The organism is Agarivorans sp. JK6, assembly GCF_045277145.1.
Lineage (GTDB): Bacteria > Pseudomonadota > Gammaproteobacteria > Enterobacterales > Celerinatantimonadaceae > Agarivorans > Agarivorans albus.
Window position 1 is genome coordinate 829,315 of record NZ_CP113525.1, and the last position, 16,338, is coordinate 845,652.

Here is a 16,338-nt window from a genome sequence, read left to right on the forward strand (position 1 = left end):
TTAAGCTAGCAAAACCATAAACGTAAGCGCTGCAAGCGCAAACGAAGAATTATATCAAGTATGGGTTAAAATTTCTATATCAAGGGCATTTAACCAAAAACTTTTTGTTTATTCCTTAAACAAGCCAATTAAGGCTTTAATTCCACTACCAATTGCTGCATTTCGTATTTCTCTTCTACGCTAAGTGTACCTTGCAGTGACTTAACATTGAGTTGCTCGTAACGCTGCAACAGCAGTTGCTCCACAAAACTGGCAATAATATCTTGCAGCTCGTCTGGGTAGCCTGATTCGTCAATTTCTAAATTATAGCCTGCCAGTGCACTCAAATGTTTTTGCTCAGGCTGTTCGCGCCAACGTTCGATTAACTGGCCAGTGGTTATCTCGGGTTTCTTGTGTATTTCGCCAATGAGCGCCAATAACAGTGGCATGCCTTTAATGTTAACTTGCTTAAGTTGCTCTGAAGGCGGCAACTCATTAGCAATATCAGGCCGTTGCAAAATCATCGCAATCGCTTTTCGCATTGGGGTTATTTTGAGTGTGTTGGCCTGCGTGTTTTGGGGCTTCGGGTCGCTTGCGGCAAAAAACTTGGTTAAGCGGTTACTATCCCAGCGCAACCATTTGGCCAATTCGCCCTTGAGCATTTCGCGATAAAATTCAGCTTGAACCGGCTTAATTAGCTCAGAAGCGCGGGCTGCTAAATGGCTTTTCCCCGCATCTGTAGTGACGTCTATTTCTTGGCTTAAGCGTTCAAATAAGAATCGCGATAGCGGCATGGCGTCGCGCATGCGTTGTTCAAAGCCGTCTTTACCTTCTTGGCGAACCAGGGTATCCGGATCTTCCCCATCGGGTAAAAACATAAATTTTAGTTCTACGTTGTCGCGTAAATGCGGTAGGGCATTTTCTAGGGCGCGCCATGCTGCGTCGCGGCCTGCACGGTCGCCATCGTAGCAACAAATAATTTGGTTGCTGGTTCTAAATAGCGTTTGTAGGTGCTCTGGGGTGGTAGAGGTACCTAGTGAGGCAACCGCATAGTCAATCTCAAATTGAGCTAAAGACACCACATCCATATAGCCTTCTACCACCAATATTTGTGGTATTTGCTTATGCGCTTGGCGCACTTCATAAAGGCCGTAGAGTTCACGCCCTTTATGAAATACGCTAGTTTCTGGTGAGTTTAGATATTTTGGTGTGCCGTCGCCAAACACTCGCCCGCCAAAGCCAATATAGCGGCCACGTTTATCACGAATTGGAAACATCACTCTATCGCGAAAACGATCGTAGCGGCGGCCTTTGTCGTTTTCTATCGATAATCCGGCATCGACTAGCTGTTGGCTGGCCTGTTTAGAGCCACCAAGGGCTTTGCCTAACGCATCCCACTCATCGGGCGCATACCCAATGGAGAAGCGTTGTACCACTTCGCCACTTAAGCCACGGCTTTTTAGGTAGTCGATAACCTGTTGCTTGTTAGGGTTAGTACGTAGTTGCTGCTGAAAAAAGCGGCTGACGTGGCCAATCAGTTCGTATAAGTCTTTACTGGCTTGGCGTTGTTGTTGGCTTTTTTCTTTATCAAATTTACTGTTGTTGCTGTTTTCACGCTCTACTTCCACACCCATTTGGCTGGCTAAGTCTTCAATGGCATCTACAAACTCCAGTTTGTCGTATTCCATTAAAAAGCTGATGGCATTGCCGTGGGCACCACAACCAAAGCAGTGATAAAACTGTTTATCTTGGCTTACGGTAAAAGAGGGGGATTTTTCATTATGAAAAGGGCAGCACGCTGAGTAGTTTTTGCCGGCTTTTTTTAAACGCACACGTTGGTCGATAAGGCTTACGATATCGGTACGTGCCAATAAATCATCGATAAACTGTTGCGGTATTCTTCCAGCCATTCACTACCATCTTCAGCGAAAATTAAAAACAAACAAGCCGTGAACTCAATGAGAACACGGCTTGTTCGAGTATTCTAAGGGACGAGCTTAGGCTAGTTTACTGCGGACAGCGGCGCTAATAGCACCCATGTCTGCACGGCCTTGTACCTGAGGTTTCAGGATGCCCATCACTTTACCCATATCTTGCATTCCTGCAGCGCCTGTTTGAGCAATAGTAGCTTCGATTAATGAGGCTACTTCTTGTTCGCTAAGCGCTTGAGGAAGGAACGCTTCCAAGATTTCAATCTCGGCAAGTTCTTTATCAGCTAAGTCTTGACGTTCGGCAGCTGTAAATTGTTCAGCTGCGTCTTTACGCTGTTTTACTTGTTTAACAATGATGCTCAGGATCTGGTCATCATCTAAAGTAATGCGCTCGTCAATTTCTACCTGTTTAACAGCCGCAAGCAACATACGCAGTGTGCCAAGACGAAACTTGTCTTTGGCGCGCATTGCTGCTTTTTGCTCATCTTGTAAGGTTGCTTTTAATGACATAGGTTATTAACAGCGCTTAGTACAAGCGAACGCGACGTGCGTTTTCACGAGCCAATTTCTTAGCGTGACGTTTAACAGCAGACGCTTTAGCACGTTTACGAGCTGTAGTTGGTTTTTCATAAAACTCGCGACGGCGAACTTCAGAAAGAATACCTGCTTTCTCGCAAGAGCGCTTGAAACGACGTAGAGCTACGTCAAATGGTTCGTTTTCACGTACTTTAACGATTGGCATATGCCTATCACCTTCCGGTTTATTAACGGCCGAACAAAAATCAGCCTGAGTGTTTAAAAATGGTGCGGAATTTTAAGCCGAACTAGGGGGCAATGTAAAGCCTATTTGTAATCCTCTGGTGAAATAAGCCGCTAGCAAGTAATATAGCTGCGATTTTAAGCGGGCTTAAGCATTAAAAACACCAATTTTTAAGCCAGTAACTAAGCAGGAAAAGCAAGATTATGCGTGTACTAGGTATTGAAACGTCGTGTGATGAAACGGGCGTGGCCATTTATGATGACCAACAAGGTTTATTGGCCGACGTTCTTTACAGCCAGGTTAAATTACATGCCGATTATGGTGGAGTAGTGCCAGAGTTGGCCTCGCGCGACCACGTTCGTAAAACCATTCCTCTTATAAAAGAAGCGATGGCGAATGCCAACTGCACGGCAGATGATATTGATGCAGTAACTTACACCGCAGGCCCTGGTTTAGTAGGAGCTTTATTGGTTGGCTCACTAACAGCACGCAGTATTGCCATGGCGTGGAACAAACCTGCTGTGCCAGTGCACCATATGGAAGGGCATTTGTTAGCTCCAATGCTAGAAGACAACCCTCCAGAGTTTCCTTTTTTAGCCTTGTTAGTATCGGGTGGCCACACTCTATTGGTAGAAGTGGACGGCATTGGTGAATATCAAATTCTTGGTGAATCTATTGATGATGCAGCCGGTGAAGCCTTTGATAAAACCGCCAAGTTATTAGGTTTAGATTATCCAGGTGGCCCAGCTCTAAGCCGTTTGGCTGAAAAGGGCACACCAGGCCGCTTTACTTTTCCTAGGCCAATGACTGACCGTCCTGGTTTAGATATGAGCTTTTCAGGCCTTAAAACCTTTGCTAAAAATACCATTGATGCTGAAGGTAAAGATGAACAAACCCAAGCAGATATTGCCTTAGCATTCCAACAAGCCTTGGTTGAAACCTTAATCATTAAGTGCCGTCGCGCCTTAAAGCAAACTGGCTTAAAACGCTTAGTGATTGCCGGTGGTGTAAGCGCCAATAAATCATTGCGTGAGCAGCTCGGTGAGTTACTAGAGTCGCGTGGGGGTAAAGTGTATTACCCGCGGCCAGCATTTTGTACCGACAATGGCGCTATGATTGCTTACGCAGGTATGCAGCGTTTTAAAGCAGGGCAAACCGAAGGTTTATCAGTAAAAGCAATGCCTCGTTGGCCGCTTGATGAGTTACCGCCTGCTAAAGTGATTTAGATGTTAAAAAAGCGCCTTAAATAGGCGCTTTTTTATTGGTCTTTATTGACTACTTTGCTTTCGGTGTGATTGCGCAGGCGAGTAATGTTGCCTTGGTGGCGAATAATAATAAGGCAGGCTAGCATCGCAACGGGGAGAGTGTATTCAGGTTTTATTAGCCAAGTGTATAAAGGCGCTAAACTCACACTCACTATAGCGGCTAACGATGAATAGCCGCGCAGTTTTAAGGTAATAATCCAAGTTACTATCAGTAAAGCTGCTAAGTCTAAGCCAATTGGCAGTACGCCACCTAAGGCTGTTGCGACACCTTTGCCACCTTCAAAATGAAAGAAGATGGGGTACATGTGGCCTAAGCATGCAGCTATACCCACAAATCCTAATACAACTGGTGCTAACCCTGCGTAGTAACCCACCCAAACTGGCACCATACCTTTTAATAGGTCACATACTAATACCAATGCTGCAGGAATTTTGCCGCCGATGCGGTAAACGTTGGTGGCGCCTGGGTTGTTTGAGCCATGTTGGCGAGGGTCGGGTAAGCGAAAAATTCGACATATTAGTACGGCACTGGATATAGAACCCAGCAAATAAGCTGCCGTAATAAAAAATAAACCGAGTAAACCCATTAGCTTAGAAGCATTCCACCAATTGCCGAATTGCGGTATTATCGCGCTCTCTCAAAGGTCAAATCATACGCTGTTTTTTTAGCTAAGGCTAATAAGCACGTTTGCAGCACAGCAGCCAGAACTATGGATAAAGTATTTATTAAAGATCTCACCGTATTAGCCACCATCGGTGCTTATGAGTGGGAAAAAGAGATTAAGCAAAAGTTGCTTATCGATTTAGAAATGGCGTGGGATAACAAACCTGCCGCCCAAAATGATGATTTATCGCTAGCGCTAGATTACGCCTCGGTGAGTCAAGCGGTGAGTGATCTCGTTACTGGGCAAGCCCACGAGTTAGTTGAAACCGTGGCCGAAAAAGTGGCGAGCTTAGTGATTCAGCAGTTTTCTGTGTCGTGGATTAAGGTCACTATCAATAAACCCGGAGCCGTTCCATTTGCTAGCAACGTGGGTGTGCAGATTGAACGTGAGCAAAAGGATTACGCTTCGTAATGGCCGATATTTTTGTAGGCATTGGCAGTAACATTGAGCGTGAGCAATACATCCAACAAGGTGTGGCTGCATTACGCGCACAGTTTGGCGAGTTAACTTTAAGCCCTGTTTATGAAAGCCCTGCCTTGGGTTTTGATGGACCCGAGTTCTACAATTTGGTGGCTAAATTTACTAGCCCTTTATCTTTGCAAGCGGTGTTTGAAGCGATTAAAAGGATTGAATTTGAACACGGGCGGGCAATGGATGCGCAAAAGTACTCGTCACGTACCTTAGATATCGATATTCTTTTATATAACCACTTAGTGGTAGATTCACCCTGTGTATTACCCAGAGCCGAGATAAGTAAAAGTGCTTTTGTATTAAAGCCGCTGGCAGATATTGCTGGCGAGTTGGTACATCCAACGCTTCATCAAACTTACACGCAACTATGGCAAGATTTTGATCATAGTAGCCAAGTGCTCACTCTTGTAGAGAGTTTCAACTTTTAATTTTTTAGCAGCAAGGAACCAAGAATGAGTACATTTGAGACCATTTTTTTGGCTTTGATCCAAGGTTTGACCGAGTTTTTACCTATTTCCAGTTCTGCCCATTTAATTTTGCCCTCGCAGATTTTTGGTTGGGATGATCAAGGGATTGCCTTTGATGTAGCGGTGCACGTAGGTAGTTTGTTTGCCGTATTGGGTTACTTTAGAAAAGAAGTATGGGCCATGCTTAAAGCGTGGTTAAGCTCGTTTACTGGTAACCGCAGCCCCGAGGCTGTGCTTGCTTGGTTAATTATCTTAGCCACTATTCCTGCGGTACTGTTTGGCGGCTTGTTTAAATCGTTGATTGAAGAGTACTTGCGCTCTGCGTATGTAATTGCAACTACCACCATCGTATTTGGTGCTTTGTTATGGTGGGCCGATTCGCAAGCTAAGTTAGTGCACGACGAGTACAAAATTGGCTGGAAACAAGCGCTGTTTGTGGGTGTTGCACAAGCGATAGCGATTATTCCTGGTACTTCGCGGAGTGGTATAACAATTACAGCAGGCTTAATGTTGGGCTTAACCCGTGAAGCCGCGGCGCGTTTTTCATTTTTAATGTCTATACCGGTAATTGTTGGCGCTTGTGTTCTTATGGGCAAAGATATGGCTGATAATCAGGTGGATATCGATTGGTCGGCGATGTCGCTGGGTATATTGGTGTCGTTTATCAGTGCTTATTCTTGTATTCACTTGTTTATTAAGTGGGTTAACAAGGTAGGTATGAAGCCGTTTGTTATCTATCGCATGCTACTGGGAATTACTTTGTTTGCCTTTTTAGTCTTAAGTTAAACGACCTTAAGTTCGAACAAAAAAAGCACGCCAATGGGCGTGCTTTTTTATTGTAATAAACTGCTTGGCTTCGTTACTGTTCAATCAGTTTATTGTTCAAGTTGCTGTAAATAACGCTGCTTTTCTTGCTTAATTAGCTTAAGCCGCGCCAGGTGCACCTGTTCACGAATCGCCTCACCTTTATAGCCTTGTTGCACAATGGCTTGAATATTCACGCTGTTGGCTACCTCGAGTTGCGATAACAAATAGTTGTAAGCAGGGTAATCGTTTTGTTCAAAACCTAAACGACCACGAATATCGGCCACGCCAGCTTCTAGTATTTGGGTAAAACGCTCTGGCTTGCGCCAAGCATCGCAGCGGTTAAACAGCTTTAATACGGTTTCGGGACGAAGTTCCAAAGCGCTGTGAATGGTAATGTGATGCTCAGCGACAAGTAGCGCTAAATCTCGGTATTCGTTAGGTACTTTGATGCGTTGGCAAAAGGCTTTAATTAACTTTACCCCCTTAGGTCCGTGGCCTGGATGAGAAGGCAGCTTTTCTTCGGGGGTTAAGGCTTTGCCAAAGTCGTGGCACAAGGCTGCAAAGCGCACTAGGTCGCTATAGCCATGCTTAGCACTTTGCTCAATGACCATTAAGGTGTGAATGCCGGTGTCTATTTCTGGGTGCCATTTGGGACTGGCTGGTACTCCAAATAAATCATCCAGTTCTGGTATTAAGGCCGCCAGTGCGTCCGCTTCTCGCAATACTGCAAAAAATACTTGTGGTGATTGGCTGCTAAGTGCCTTTTCGAGTTCTCGCCAAATACGCTCTGGGGTTAAGCTCGCTAATTCGCCCGAGTGAGCAATTTCTCGCATTAACTCGATGGTTTCATCGGCAACTATAAATCCTAGGTGATGAAAACGCGCGGCAAAGCGGGCTACTCGCAATACTCGCAGCGGATCTTCTACAAAGGCGGGCGATACATGGCGTAGTAGCTTCGCATCTAAGTCGCGTTGTCCACCGTAAGGGTCAATTAGCTCACCATTTTCTGCGCGGGCAATGGCATTTACGGTAAGGTCGCGTCGTAAGAGGTCGTCTTCTAAGCGAATATCATCGGAAAAATCACAACTAAAGCCGGTATAACCTGTACCTTGTTTGCGTTCGGTGCGCGCCAATGCATATTCTTCTTGGCTGTGAGGATGCAAAAATACTGGGAAATCTTTGCCAACTTGGCTGTAGCCAAGTTGCAGCATTTGCTCGGGAGTGGCGCCAACCACAACGTGATCGCGGTCTTTTACCTGTAAACCTAGTAGTTGATCTCGTACTGCTCCGCCGACTAAATAGGTTTCCACTTATCACTCCTCGTTAACTAATATCCACAAACGCCTTGCGTGGGGGTATTATACACCTATCAATGCTCAATAGGGCTTGGATTGCGACTTGTAATATAAGTGGCAGCCATAATCGGTGAAAGGATAGCGGTTTAATGTATTTGGATTACTTTGGCTTAAAGGAAAGTCCCTTTTCGATAGCGCCAAACCCTGATTTCTTGTTTATGAGCGAGCGTCATAAAGAAGCCTTGGCTCACCTTACCTTTGGTTTGGGCGAGACTGGTGGCTTTGTATTGCTTACTGGTGAGGTTGGTACCGGCAAAACCACGGTGTCGCGCGCCTTGCTTAAACAAGTGCCCGAAAACACCCAAGTGGCCTTGGTGTTAAACCCAAGCCTTACCGAACTAGAGTTGTTAGCCACAGTGTGTGACGAACTGAGCATAGAATACGACCGTGACTCTTTTAGCGTAAAAGATTTTGGTGACGCGATTCGTCAGCGCTTGTTAGAGAACCACTTCCAAGGTGGCAATACTATGCTGCTGATTGATGAAGCGCAGCACTTGTCGGTAGAAGTCCTCGAGCAATTACGGCTATTAACCAACTTTGAAACCGATACGCGCAAGTTGTTGCGAGTGGTATTAATTGGCCAACCCGAACTGCAACAAAAGCTTAAGCAACCTGTTTTACGCCAATTGGCTCAGCGTATTACCGCTCGCTATCACTTGCTGCCATTAACCGTAAATGAAGTAGAAGCCTACGTGCGTCATCGCTTAATGGTGGCGGGGTGTGAGCGCCCTCTATTTGCTCCCTCGGTGATTAAGCAGTTGTTTAAGGCCGCTGACGGTATTCCGCGAGTGATTAACTTGTTATGCGACCGTGCGCTGTTAGCCGCCTACGGCCGCGACCAAATGCAGGTAGACAAAAAAGCGCTTAACCAAGCGATTGAAGAAGTGGCCTTGGGCGAGCCTAAGTCTCAAGGCTTTAACCTTAACTATGTATTGAGTGGTGCTTTATTAGGCTGCTTGATTGTGGCGGCTTGGTTTATCTTGCAGCAAACGCCAGCAGTTGAAATAGACAACCAGCCGATAGCTGCGCCAGTTGTTGAGCGCCCAGCCGAGATTGTTGCTGTAGAACCTGCTCCAGTGTTGGAACAAAGCGAAGATGACATTCAAGCAATTAAGCAAGAGTGGCAGCAACTACGAGCGAACAACAGTTTGCCAGCGCGCTCTTGGCAATTATTGTTGCGTACTTGGGGTTACGATGTGGCGAATGCGCAAGCAAACTGCAACCTAGTAACAAGCTTAGATTTATATTGTTTAAACCTTACAGGCGGCGAGCGGGCTTTGCGAGAAGTGAACCTTCCCGCGGTAGTTGAGCTAGAAGAAGACGGTCATTACTTTTATGCGGTGGTGCGCCATTGGGGGCCTAAATTAGAACTATGGATGGGTGACCGCGCAATTATGGTTAGTCGATCTTGGTTTGGCCAACGTTGGAACGGTGAGTTTCAAGTTCTCTGGAAGCAACCCCCAGGCTTTACAGGGGTGCTTAAACAAGGCAACCAAGGCGAAGCCGTTTATTGGTTGGAGCAAAGCTTGTCGTTAATTCAAGGACAGCGTCCACGCAAAACCTTTAATTTTGATGCCCAGTTAAGCCGCCAAGTGCAGCAGTTCCAGCAGCAAAATCGCCTAAGTGCCGATGGCATAGCTGGTGTGTTTACTTTATTACGTCTTAACCAACAGATTTACGTTGATCAACCGCGCTTGCAGGAGTTGAACTAATGTCCAGTATTTTAGACGCACAGCGCCGCAGTCAGCCAAACGAAGCGGTTGCTTTAGTTGCGCCCTCGCCAGTTAATCCAGTATTAACCGCAGTGCTAAGTTCGGTTCTCACCTTATCTTTAGGCGCTGGCGGTTTTTGGTTGTGGCAACAATCAAACAAAGATACCGCGCCGGCTAAAGTGGAGGCTGCGGTTCAGCCTGTAACTAAAGAGTTAGAAACCAAACCAATAATGCGGGTCTCTCGGGTGGTTGAGCCTAAGTTAGAGATTGAGCTGTTGCCTTTACCTCAATTAGAAGGGCTAGAAAAGGTTGATTTGCTAGCGCTACGCCAAAAGCAGTTTGAAACCTTATTAAATGCACCTATTCCGCAGTATCAAGCGCCAGAGCCAGTGGCTACGCCAAACGCCCGCTCTACTGTAGTGGCCAGTAAGCCTGCGCCAGTGCAGCAGTCGGCACCTGCCAAGCCTAGCTCGGCAGAAGAAAAGGGCTTAGAGCAACGCTTTGCTGCGGCTGTACAAGCAACCAATACCTTAAGCTGGGACGCGGAGCTTGACCCAAGTACTTATGACGACGCACCCATGGTTGGGGCGCTCGACCCAGAGGTGCAAAAATTGGTACCAGCCATTACCTTTAACTCGCACGTATTTTCGTCAGATCCGAACCGTCGTTATGTCACCCTTAATGATAAAGAGTTGGTTGAAGGGGATTTTGTTACCAAGAACATCGAGTTGGTGGCGATTCGTCTTGATGACATTGTGCTGCGGGTTGCAGGTAACTTATGTCGACTGAATGCTTTGTCAGATTGGGGTTAACAAAAAAGTGGGGCTAACAAAAAAGGCGCACTAAGCGCCTTTTTTAATGGAAAAATAACAGCGATTACATCCACTGATTATCGCGCTTTTTACGACGAGGGATCATTGGCAGCAATATACCTAGAATTAAACCAATACCCGCTACACCTGCGCCTCGCATAAACCACTGCATTTGCACCGCTTCATCTTTGGTGTCTAGCTCATGTTGGATGGCATTATTTTGCTGGCTAATTTGAGTAAGCTGTTCGTTCAATTGATCGTTAGTAAGCTGAAGTTGTTCAATTTGCTGTTGCTGGGCATCAATTTGCTCAGCTTGTTCGGCAGAGGCTGCGCCGCTGTCTTGCTGTTGCTGCTTAAGCGCAGTTTGGCTTTTTTCTAACTGGCTTTTCACTTGTTCTAATTGAGCAGCTAAGCCTGGTGAGCGATTAAGGTATTTAGCTTCTACCCAGCCTTCGCGGCCATTCTCTAAAACAATTTTGGCGTATTTGTTTTCTTGGTTGAATTCAACCTGATTGATTTTAGTACCTGCGTTAACGCTACCCACAATTCGAAATTGGTTGCTAGGACCAGAATGCATGAAGACATATAAGTCGTCAGAGATGTAACGAGTTTGAGCAAGAGCAGGGAAGGCGAGGGCAAGCGATAAAAAAGCAGCAGATAATGTTCTGACAATCACGGCGTATCTCTTTATTTAGAATAGTTTCGCCGTTAGTGTACGAAACAACGTTGCTAGTCTCAACCAGCAACGTTGTTAATGTGAGTAAAGTTAACTAGTTTAGTGAGATACTAGTTAAAAATAGCCAACATAATGTAGTAGAACACGATAGATAGTGCTGCACCGGCCGGCAGAGTTACTACCCAAGATACTACAATACTACGTACTACACCGAGGTTAAGAGCGGCAATACCACGTGCCATACCCACGCCTAACACCGCACCTACTAGGGTTTGAGTGGTAGAGATTGGCAAGCCAGTACCCGAGGCAACAACTACTGTTGTTGCAGCAGCGAGTTCAGCAGCAAAACCACGGCTAGGTGTAAGGTGGGTAATACCTTTACCAATAGTAGCAATTACGCGGTGACCAAATAGGGCTAAACCGGCCACAATACCTAAACCACCTAGTGGTAAAATCCACCATGCTAGTGAGGCTTTAGCGGCAATTTCACCGTTGTTGTTTACTACGCTAACTACTGCCGCCAATGGACCAATAGCATTTGCTACGTCGTTTGAACCGTGAGCAAAAGCCATACAACAAGCGGTAATTACCATTAGTACTGCAAATACTTTTTCTACGTTGGTGTAGTGCATTTGACGGTCGGCTTTAGGGTCGATTTTTAGGCGGCTAATAATCACCTTACCTACAACAGCAACCAATACGCCAACGGCTACAGCCCATACGTAACCTTCAACACTGCTTAGCTCTAAACCAATGTGTTTAAGGCCCTTTTTGATGGTTACTAGCGCCATCATAAAGCCTGCTAAGAACATGTAACCTGGCACGTAGCGCTTAGCGGCTTCTAGTGGGTTCTCGTGTTCAAAAATAAGCTTCTGGGCGCTCACAAAGATTAAGTAAGCAAATACACCTGAAATAGCCGGAGTGATAATCCAACTACCTACAATGCCGCCCACTTTGGCCCATTCTACAGCTTCTGTGCCTACACCTACTGCGGCGAAACCAACAATGGCACCAATAATAGAGTGAGTGGTTGATACCGGCCAGCCGTTGTAAGAGGCAATTAATAGCCACGTACCAGCAGCAAGCAGCGCGGCAATCATACCGAATACTAATAGCTCGGGAGTGTTAACAAACGCGCCAGAATCAATGATGCCTTTACGTACGGTATTGGTTACCGCACCACCGGCCAAATAAGCACCGGCAAATTCAAAGATCATCGCGATAATAATCGCTTGTTTAATGGTAATAGCGTTAGAGCCTACCGATGTACCCATAGCGTTGGCTACGTCGTTGGCACCAATACCCCACGCCATAACAAAGCCAAAAACGGCCGCAATAACAATCAGCGTAGTGCCGTAAGTTGCAAGAATTTCCATTGGAGTTACCTAAGTATTTTCTTTGTTTAGCGATAGATCATCAGTTCTAAGCGAGCACCAACGCGCTGCGCTTGGTCGGCTAGTTCGCCGATAGCTTCAATGATGAAATATAGGAACATTGCGTCGATAGGGTCTAGTTTCTTCTCTAGCTTTTGTAATTTTCGACGAATTTTGATTTGCTGTGCGTCGGTATCGTCTTCGATAATATCGAGTTCGTGTACCATTTTTTTCACTAGGTCTACTTCACGGCCTTTAAAGCCGGTTTCTAGCAGATCTTCCAGTTCGTTGATTACTTCTTTAGCTTTACCAGTTGCATCTAAACAACGCGCTAAGTAAGTCATGAACATTTCAGCAAGTTTAGGTGGTAACTCCATCTTTCGGCCTAACATGCGACCTGAAATGTCTTTTGCTTTATTGGCAATTCGATCTTGGTGAGTAAGCAGCTCGAGTACGTCTGAACGTTCAACTGGCATGAAAATACCACCAGGTAGATTCAGGCGAATTTCACGCTTCATGCGATCAGCTTCTTTTTCTAAGTTTGAAATGTCTCTACGACGTTTTGCCGCAGTTTTCCAATCTTTATTAAGTACTGCTTCAAAAAAAGGTACAAGACCTTCACAGCATTCGTGTACTACATTGATATGCTCTTCTAGAGGTTTAATCGGCGATTTAGCGAACAAACCTAGAATTGTATTTCCGGACATAATCTCTGTTCCAATTAGCTATGCAAAGGATATATTTTTTGCGAGGCGCATGGTAACGTAGCGGAGCTTAAGTGCAAGCATTTATCTTACAATTTGTTGCTTTTTACTTGAGCTGAATCAAAGGTTTTGTATGAAAACTGAACAGAGGGAGCAGGTCGCTGCATCAGCCTACATGGATAAACCATGAACAATGAAATTGAAATCAAGCTCTTAGCTACACCGCAATGCGCGTCGGTGTTATTGGCTCGGCTCAATCAGTATAGTGTGCTGCAAACCGAAGTGAAAACTCTCACCAGTGTTTATTTTGATACTGATGACCGCCAACTGATGCGTTGGGGCATGGGCCTGCGCATTCGCAGTGGCGATGGCGACAATGTTCAAACCATTAAAACCGATGGCTTAAGTGTAGGCGGTTTACACCAGCGTCCTGAATACAATTGTGTGCTTCAATCTAACCAACCGCAATTAGCCTTATTTGAAGAGGTTGAATGGCCAGCCGGCGCAGAACTTTCCAGTCTTAATAATCAGCTAAGCCCGTTGTTTACTACCACCTTTGATAGACAAACTTGGTTGGTTGACTTGCCTAACGATACCTTAATTGAAGTAGCTTTCGATCAAGGTTCGCTTACTGCAGGAAGCGAGCACGAAGCCATATGCGAAATTGAGCTGGAGTTTGTGAAAGGCGACATTAGCCAGCTTTTCGAACTCGCCAGCGACATTGCTTCAATAGAAGGTTTACGCTTAGCAAACATTAGCAAAGCCCAGCGTGGATATATGCTGGCTACCGCTCATGTACAACAAGTTAAAACCCTAAACGCAGTTAAACTTAGTGATGCCGATAGTACTAGTGAATGCTTAAATCGGATTTTTGTTGGTGCACTCGAACATTGGCAATACCACGAACAGCTATTTGTGGAGCAGCGAAGTTTTGCCGCTTTAGAGCAAGTCTCTCTAGCGGTGCAAATGTTGTTTCAAGCCTGCAAAATGTTTAGTGAGCGCGATTTAGTAGAATGCGCTTGGCTTAATGAATTACGTTGGCTGCGCCAACAGTTTGCGTGGTTAACCCAAGCAGCCAGTTTAAATAAACTGACTGCTGAACGAGGTGCATTGATTAAGAAGTTACCTCAGCAGCGCTCTTTATTAAAAACTTTGCAACAGCGTCAGCATGATTTGCCGCAACCTGATGATGTTTATCAATTAATGCATAGCGCCCGCTATTGTAGTTTGATGTTAAAAATAACCCGCTGGCTTTATCAAGCTAAATGGCAGCACAGCCAAGCTCTGCAACAAGAGAATATTCAGCATTTAGCCAAAGCAATGTTGCAAACTAGTTGGGATTACTTGCAACAATCGCCTTTGGCTGAACCTCAGCTTGATTGTAATGCTTATATGAAACAGGCCACTAAGCTGCGACGTAACCTGCTGGTGGGCATGTGTGTGGGTGAGTTATTTGACCAAGAGCTGCGCCAAGAATTCCGCTTGCCTTGGGTAGATATTTTATCGGGCATTGAAGAACTGAGTTTGTTTAAGCCGATGCGAGAACTATTGCCAGAGCTGGATGCTGAGTTACAGCAAGCGATTGAAAAATGGGTGCAGCGTAAAGAGCGCTCCTTACTGGATGCCTTAGAGTTTTCTCGCCAGCAAGCGCTGCAACAAGCGGTGTATTGGTAAGTCGTGGACGGTTTCGCCTTAAAGAAACTACTCACCGTGTTGGCTATGCCTAGTACCTCACTATGGCTGCTGTTGTTGTTAGCCCTCTTTTTTGGACTGCGCGGTCATAAGCTACTAGCCCGCAGCTGCGCCATAATTAGTTTGTTGCTGATGTTTTGTTTAAGCCTATATCCGGTAAGTGGCGCACTTCTTTATCATTGGGAAAAGCAATACAACGGTTTACATTCTCTACCGCCAGATGCGCAAATAATTGTGGTATTGGGCTGTTTGCATTATCAAGATGAAAATCAGCCGCTATCTAGTCAGGTGCTGCCTTGTGGCGCAGTTAAAGTTGTGGAAGCGGTTCGTTTATGGCGCCAGCAACCGCAAGTGAAAATATTATTATCGGGTGGTGATAATGAAGGCAGTGGAGTGCAACATGCTGATATGCTTGCCAAACTGGCTTTGTCTTTAGGGGTGCCTGAGTCTCGATTAATTCGTAGCTATCAGCTTAAAGATACTGCTGAAGAAGCCGCCAACATTGCCAGGCTTTACCCGAATACTCAATTAACCTTAGTTACTCAAGCTTCTCATATGCCAAGAGCGATGCGCCTATTTGCCATGCAGGGGCTTTATCCTACTGCCGCTCCTACTTACTATCAGGTGAAAAACTGGCATGCTGGCTTTACCTGGCAAAGCTTTATTCCGCGGCTTAGCCATATAAGCAAAGCAGATACCGCGGCATACGAAGCGCTAGCCCATGCTTGGCTTAAGCTGCGAGGTAGTTAATTAAACCGCGCTTCAATGAGACTTCTTTTGCAGTTCACTCAACTGTTGTTGAATATTGCTCAATTGTTGTTTTAGTTGCTGATGTTCTTTTTGTTGCTCTACGAGCAACTGCTGAATTTGATGCTCTGAATTAGATTTTCCACGAAGTAAAAAAGTAGACATCAAACCTGATATCGCACCAAAAAAGCCAACGCCGGTTAATATCATCACTCCAGCAATAATGCGCCCAGCATCTGTAACCGGCACAAAATCACCATAACCCACGGTAGATATTGTCACTATTGCCCACCACAAGGCTTCACCTGCGCTGCTTATTTGGCTGCCTGCTTGGTCTTGCTCTGCCAACAGTATGCCAATAGAACCCAGCAGGATTATCACCAGCAAGCTGAACAAAACGGTTGCCGCAGCGGATTCTACTCGACGATGTTTTAAGCTAGCCAGCAGGTGGCGCTGCTCACTTAAGGCTTTAATCAGTTTTATCGCATGGAAAAAACGCAATAGGCGCAGCGCCTCCACCATAGGAATGCTCGCTAGAAGGTCTATCCAATGATGTTTGCAATAAGCAAGTGGAGATTTGCTGCGAGCGGCACTCACAATAAAGTGCACAATAAATACAACGCAAATAAGCGTATCTAGATTGATCAGTAAGGCTTTAAGTTGAGAATCTGCGGGGTAAAAGAACAAGCTGCTAACAATCACAATGGCTATTAGCGACAGAGACAGCATCACTAAGTCGAAGGCATTGATGTGCGTTTTCATTTATTAATTCCGAAGGATAAGTACGGCTGATTTTACTATACGCCAATTTTATCAAACAACGGTTTTTGGTGCTTAAAAATGGCAGATGAAGTCAATTTTTGCTTGGTTTTTTGCTATCAGCTAATCACCAAGTTGATATGGCTTACACTCCCTGCGATCC

General features: G+C 45.5%; 17 protein-coding genes. 8 read left to right on the forward strand and 9 right to left on the reverse strand.

All coding sequences use genetic code 11. The features are described 5' to 3' along the window. Window positions 1-128: 128 nt before the first annotated feature. The 3 genes from dnaG to rpsU form a co-directional block, all read right to left on the reverse strand. Window positions 129-1,889 carry a DNA primase gene (gene dnaG, locus OV592_RS03930; RefSeq protein ID WP_406610469.1) on the reverse strand — a complete coding sequence of 587 codons (1,761 nt, stop codon included), beginning with the start codon at window positions 1,887-1,889 and terminating at the stop codon, window positions 129-131. An 87-nt stretch (window positions 1,890-1,976) separates the two neighbouring features. Further along, window positions 1,977-2,420, reverse strand: a complete 444-nt coding sequence (locus tag OV592_RS03935) for a GatB/YqeY domain-containing protein (RefSeq protein WP_406610470.1) — start codon at window positions 2,418-2,420, stop codon at window positions 1,977-1,979. A 16-nt stretch (window positions 2,421-2,436) separates the two neighbouring features. After that, the gene (gene rpsU / locus OV592_RS03940) at window positions 2,437-2,652 is read right to left on the reverse strand and encodes a 30S ribosomal protein S21 (protein ID WP_016403353.1); all 216 of its coding nucleotides are present in this window, start codon (window positions 2,650-2,652) and stop codon (window positions 2,437-2,439) included. A 221-nt stretch (window positions 2,653-2,873) separates the two neighbouring features. On the opposite strand from rpsU, the gene tsaD reads away from it, so the two are divergent. Then, window positions 2,874-3,896, forward strand: a complete 1,023-nt coding sequence (gene tsaD / locus OV592_RS03945) for a tRNA (adenosine(37)-N6)-threonylcarbamoyltransferase complex transferase subunit TsaD (RefSeq protein ID WP_406610471.1) — start codon at window positions 2,874-2,876, stop codon at window positions 3,894-3,896. Between the two features lie 32 nt (window positions 3,897-3,928). Here tsaD and plsY read toward each other — a convergent pair whose 3' ends face one another. Then, the gene (plsY, locus tag OV592_RS03950) at window positions 3,929-4,522 is read right to left on the reverse strand and encodes a glycerol-3-phosphate 1-O-acyltransferase PlsY (protein ID WP_406610472.1); all 594 of its coding nucleotides are present in this window, start codon (window positions 4,520-4,522) and stop codon (window positions 3,929-3,931) included. A gap of 123 nt (window positions 4,523-4,645) precedes the next feature. On the opposite strand from plsY, the gene folB reads away from it, so the two are divergent. The 3 genes from folB to OV592_RS03965 are packed head-to-tail and all read left to right on the forward strand — an operon-like array spanning window position 4,646 to window position 6,324. Next, complete coding sequence (folB, locus tag OV592_RS03955; protein WP_406610473.1) at window positions 4,646-5,011, forward strand: dihydroneopterin aldolase; 366 nt, start codon at window positions 4,646-4,648, stop codon at window positions 5,009-5,011. After that, on the forward strand, window positions 5,011-5,499 hold the full coding sequence (gene folK / locus OV592_RS03960) for a 2-amino-4-hydroxy-6-hydroxymethyldihydropteridine diphosphokinase (RefSeq protein WP_016403349.1): 489 nt from the start codon (window positions 5,011-5,013) through the stop codon (window positions 5,497-5,499). Before folB ends, folK begins: the two co-directional genes overlap by 1 nt. A gap of 24 nt (window positions 5,500-5,523) precedes the next feature. Continuing rightward, window positions 5,524-6,324: an undecaprenyl-diphosphate phosphatase gene (locus OV592_RS03965; protein WP_406610474.1), complete on the forward strand. Its 801-nt coding sequence runs from the start codon at window positions 5,524-5,526 to the stop codon at window positions 6,322-6,324. An 89-nt stretch (window positions 6,325-6,413) separates the two neighbouring features. On the opposite strand, the gene OV592_RS03970 is transcribed toward OV592_RS03965, so the two are convergent. Beyond that, the gene (locus tag OV592_RS03970; protein ID WP_406610475.1) at window positions 6,414-7,655 is read right to left on the reverse strand and encodes a multifunctional CCA addition/repair protein; all 1,242 of its coding nucleotides are present in this window, start codon (window positions 7,653-7,655) and stop codon (window positions 6,414-6,416) included. A 134-nt stretch (window positions 7,656-7,789) separates the two neighbouring features. On the opposite strand from OV592_RS03970, the gene OV592_RS03975 reads away from it, so the two are divergent. Then, entirely contained in the window at window positions 7,790-9,412 is a 1,623-nt protein-coding gene (locus OV592_RS03975) for an AAA family ATPase (protein ID WP_338624059.1), read from the forward strand. After that, on the forward strand, window positions 9,412-10,224 hold the full coding sequence (locus tag OV592_RS03980; RefSeq protein WP_406610476.1) for a general secretion pathway protein GspB: 813 nt from the start codon (window positions 9,412-9,414) through the stop codon (window positions 10,222-10,224). Before OV592_RS03975 ends, OV592_RS03980 begins: the two co-directional genes overlap by 1 nt. 64 nt (window positions 10,225-10,288) lie before the next feature. Here OV592_RS03980 and OV592_RS03985 read toward each other — a convergent pair whose 3' ends face one another. From OV592_RS03985 to OV592_RS03995, 3 genes are all read right to left on the reverse strand, one after another. After that, complete coding sequence (locus OV592_RS03985) at window positions 10,289-10,900, reverse strand: TIGR04211 family SH3 domain-containing protein (RefSeq protein ID WP_338624064.1); 612 nt, start codon at window positions 10,898-10,900, stop codon at window positions 10,289-10,291. A gap of 110 nt (window positions 10,901-11,010) precedes the next feature. Then, window positions 11,011-12,276 carry an inorganic phosphate transporter gene (locus OV592_RS03990; RefSeq protein ID WP_406610477.1) on the reverse strand — a complete coding sequence of 422 codons (1,266 nt, stop codon included), beginning with the start codon at window positions 12,274-12,276 and terminating at the stop codon, window positions 11,011-11,013. Window positions 12,277-12,302: 26 nt separating this feature from the next. Then, window positions 12,303-12,980 (reverse strand): TIGR00153 family protein, encoded by a 678-nt coding sequence (locus OV592_RS03995; RefSeq protein ID WP_016401668.1) that lies wholly within the window; start codon window positions 12,978-12,980, stop codon window positions 12,303-12,305. Between the two features lie 183 nt (window positions 12,981-13,163). Between OV592_RS03995 and OV592_RS04000 the strand changes: the two genes are divergently transcribed. Together OV592_RS04000 and OV592_RS04005 are read left to right on the forward strand one after the other, a co-directional pair. After that, entirely contained in the window at window positions 13,164-14,651 is a 1,488-nt protein-coding gene (locus OV592_RS04000; protein ID WP_406610478.1) for a CYTH domain-containing protein, read from the forward strand. 3 nt (window positions 14,652-14,654) lie between these two features. Next, window positions 14,655-15,419: a YdcF family protein gene (locus OV592_RS04005; RefSeq protein ID WP_406610479.1), complete on the forward strand. Its 765-nt coding sequence runs from the start codon at window positions 14,655-14,657 to the stop codon at window positions 15,417-15,419. A 12-nt stretch (window positions 15,420-15,431) separates the two neighbouring features. Here the strand turns inward: OV592_RS04005 and OV592_RS04010 are convergent, their stop codons facing one another. Beyond that, complete coding sequence (locus OV592_RS04010; protein WP_406610480.1) at window positions 15,432-16,178, reverse strand: potassium channel family protein; 747 nt, start codon at window positions 16,176-16,178, stop codon at window positions 15,432-15,434. Window positions 16,179-16,338: the final 160 nt, after the last annotated feature.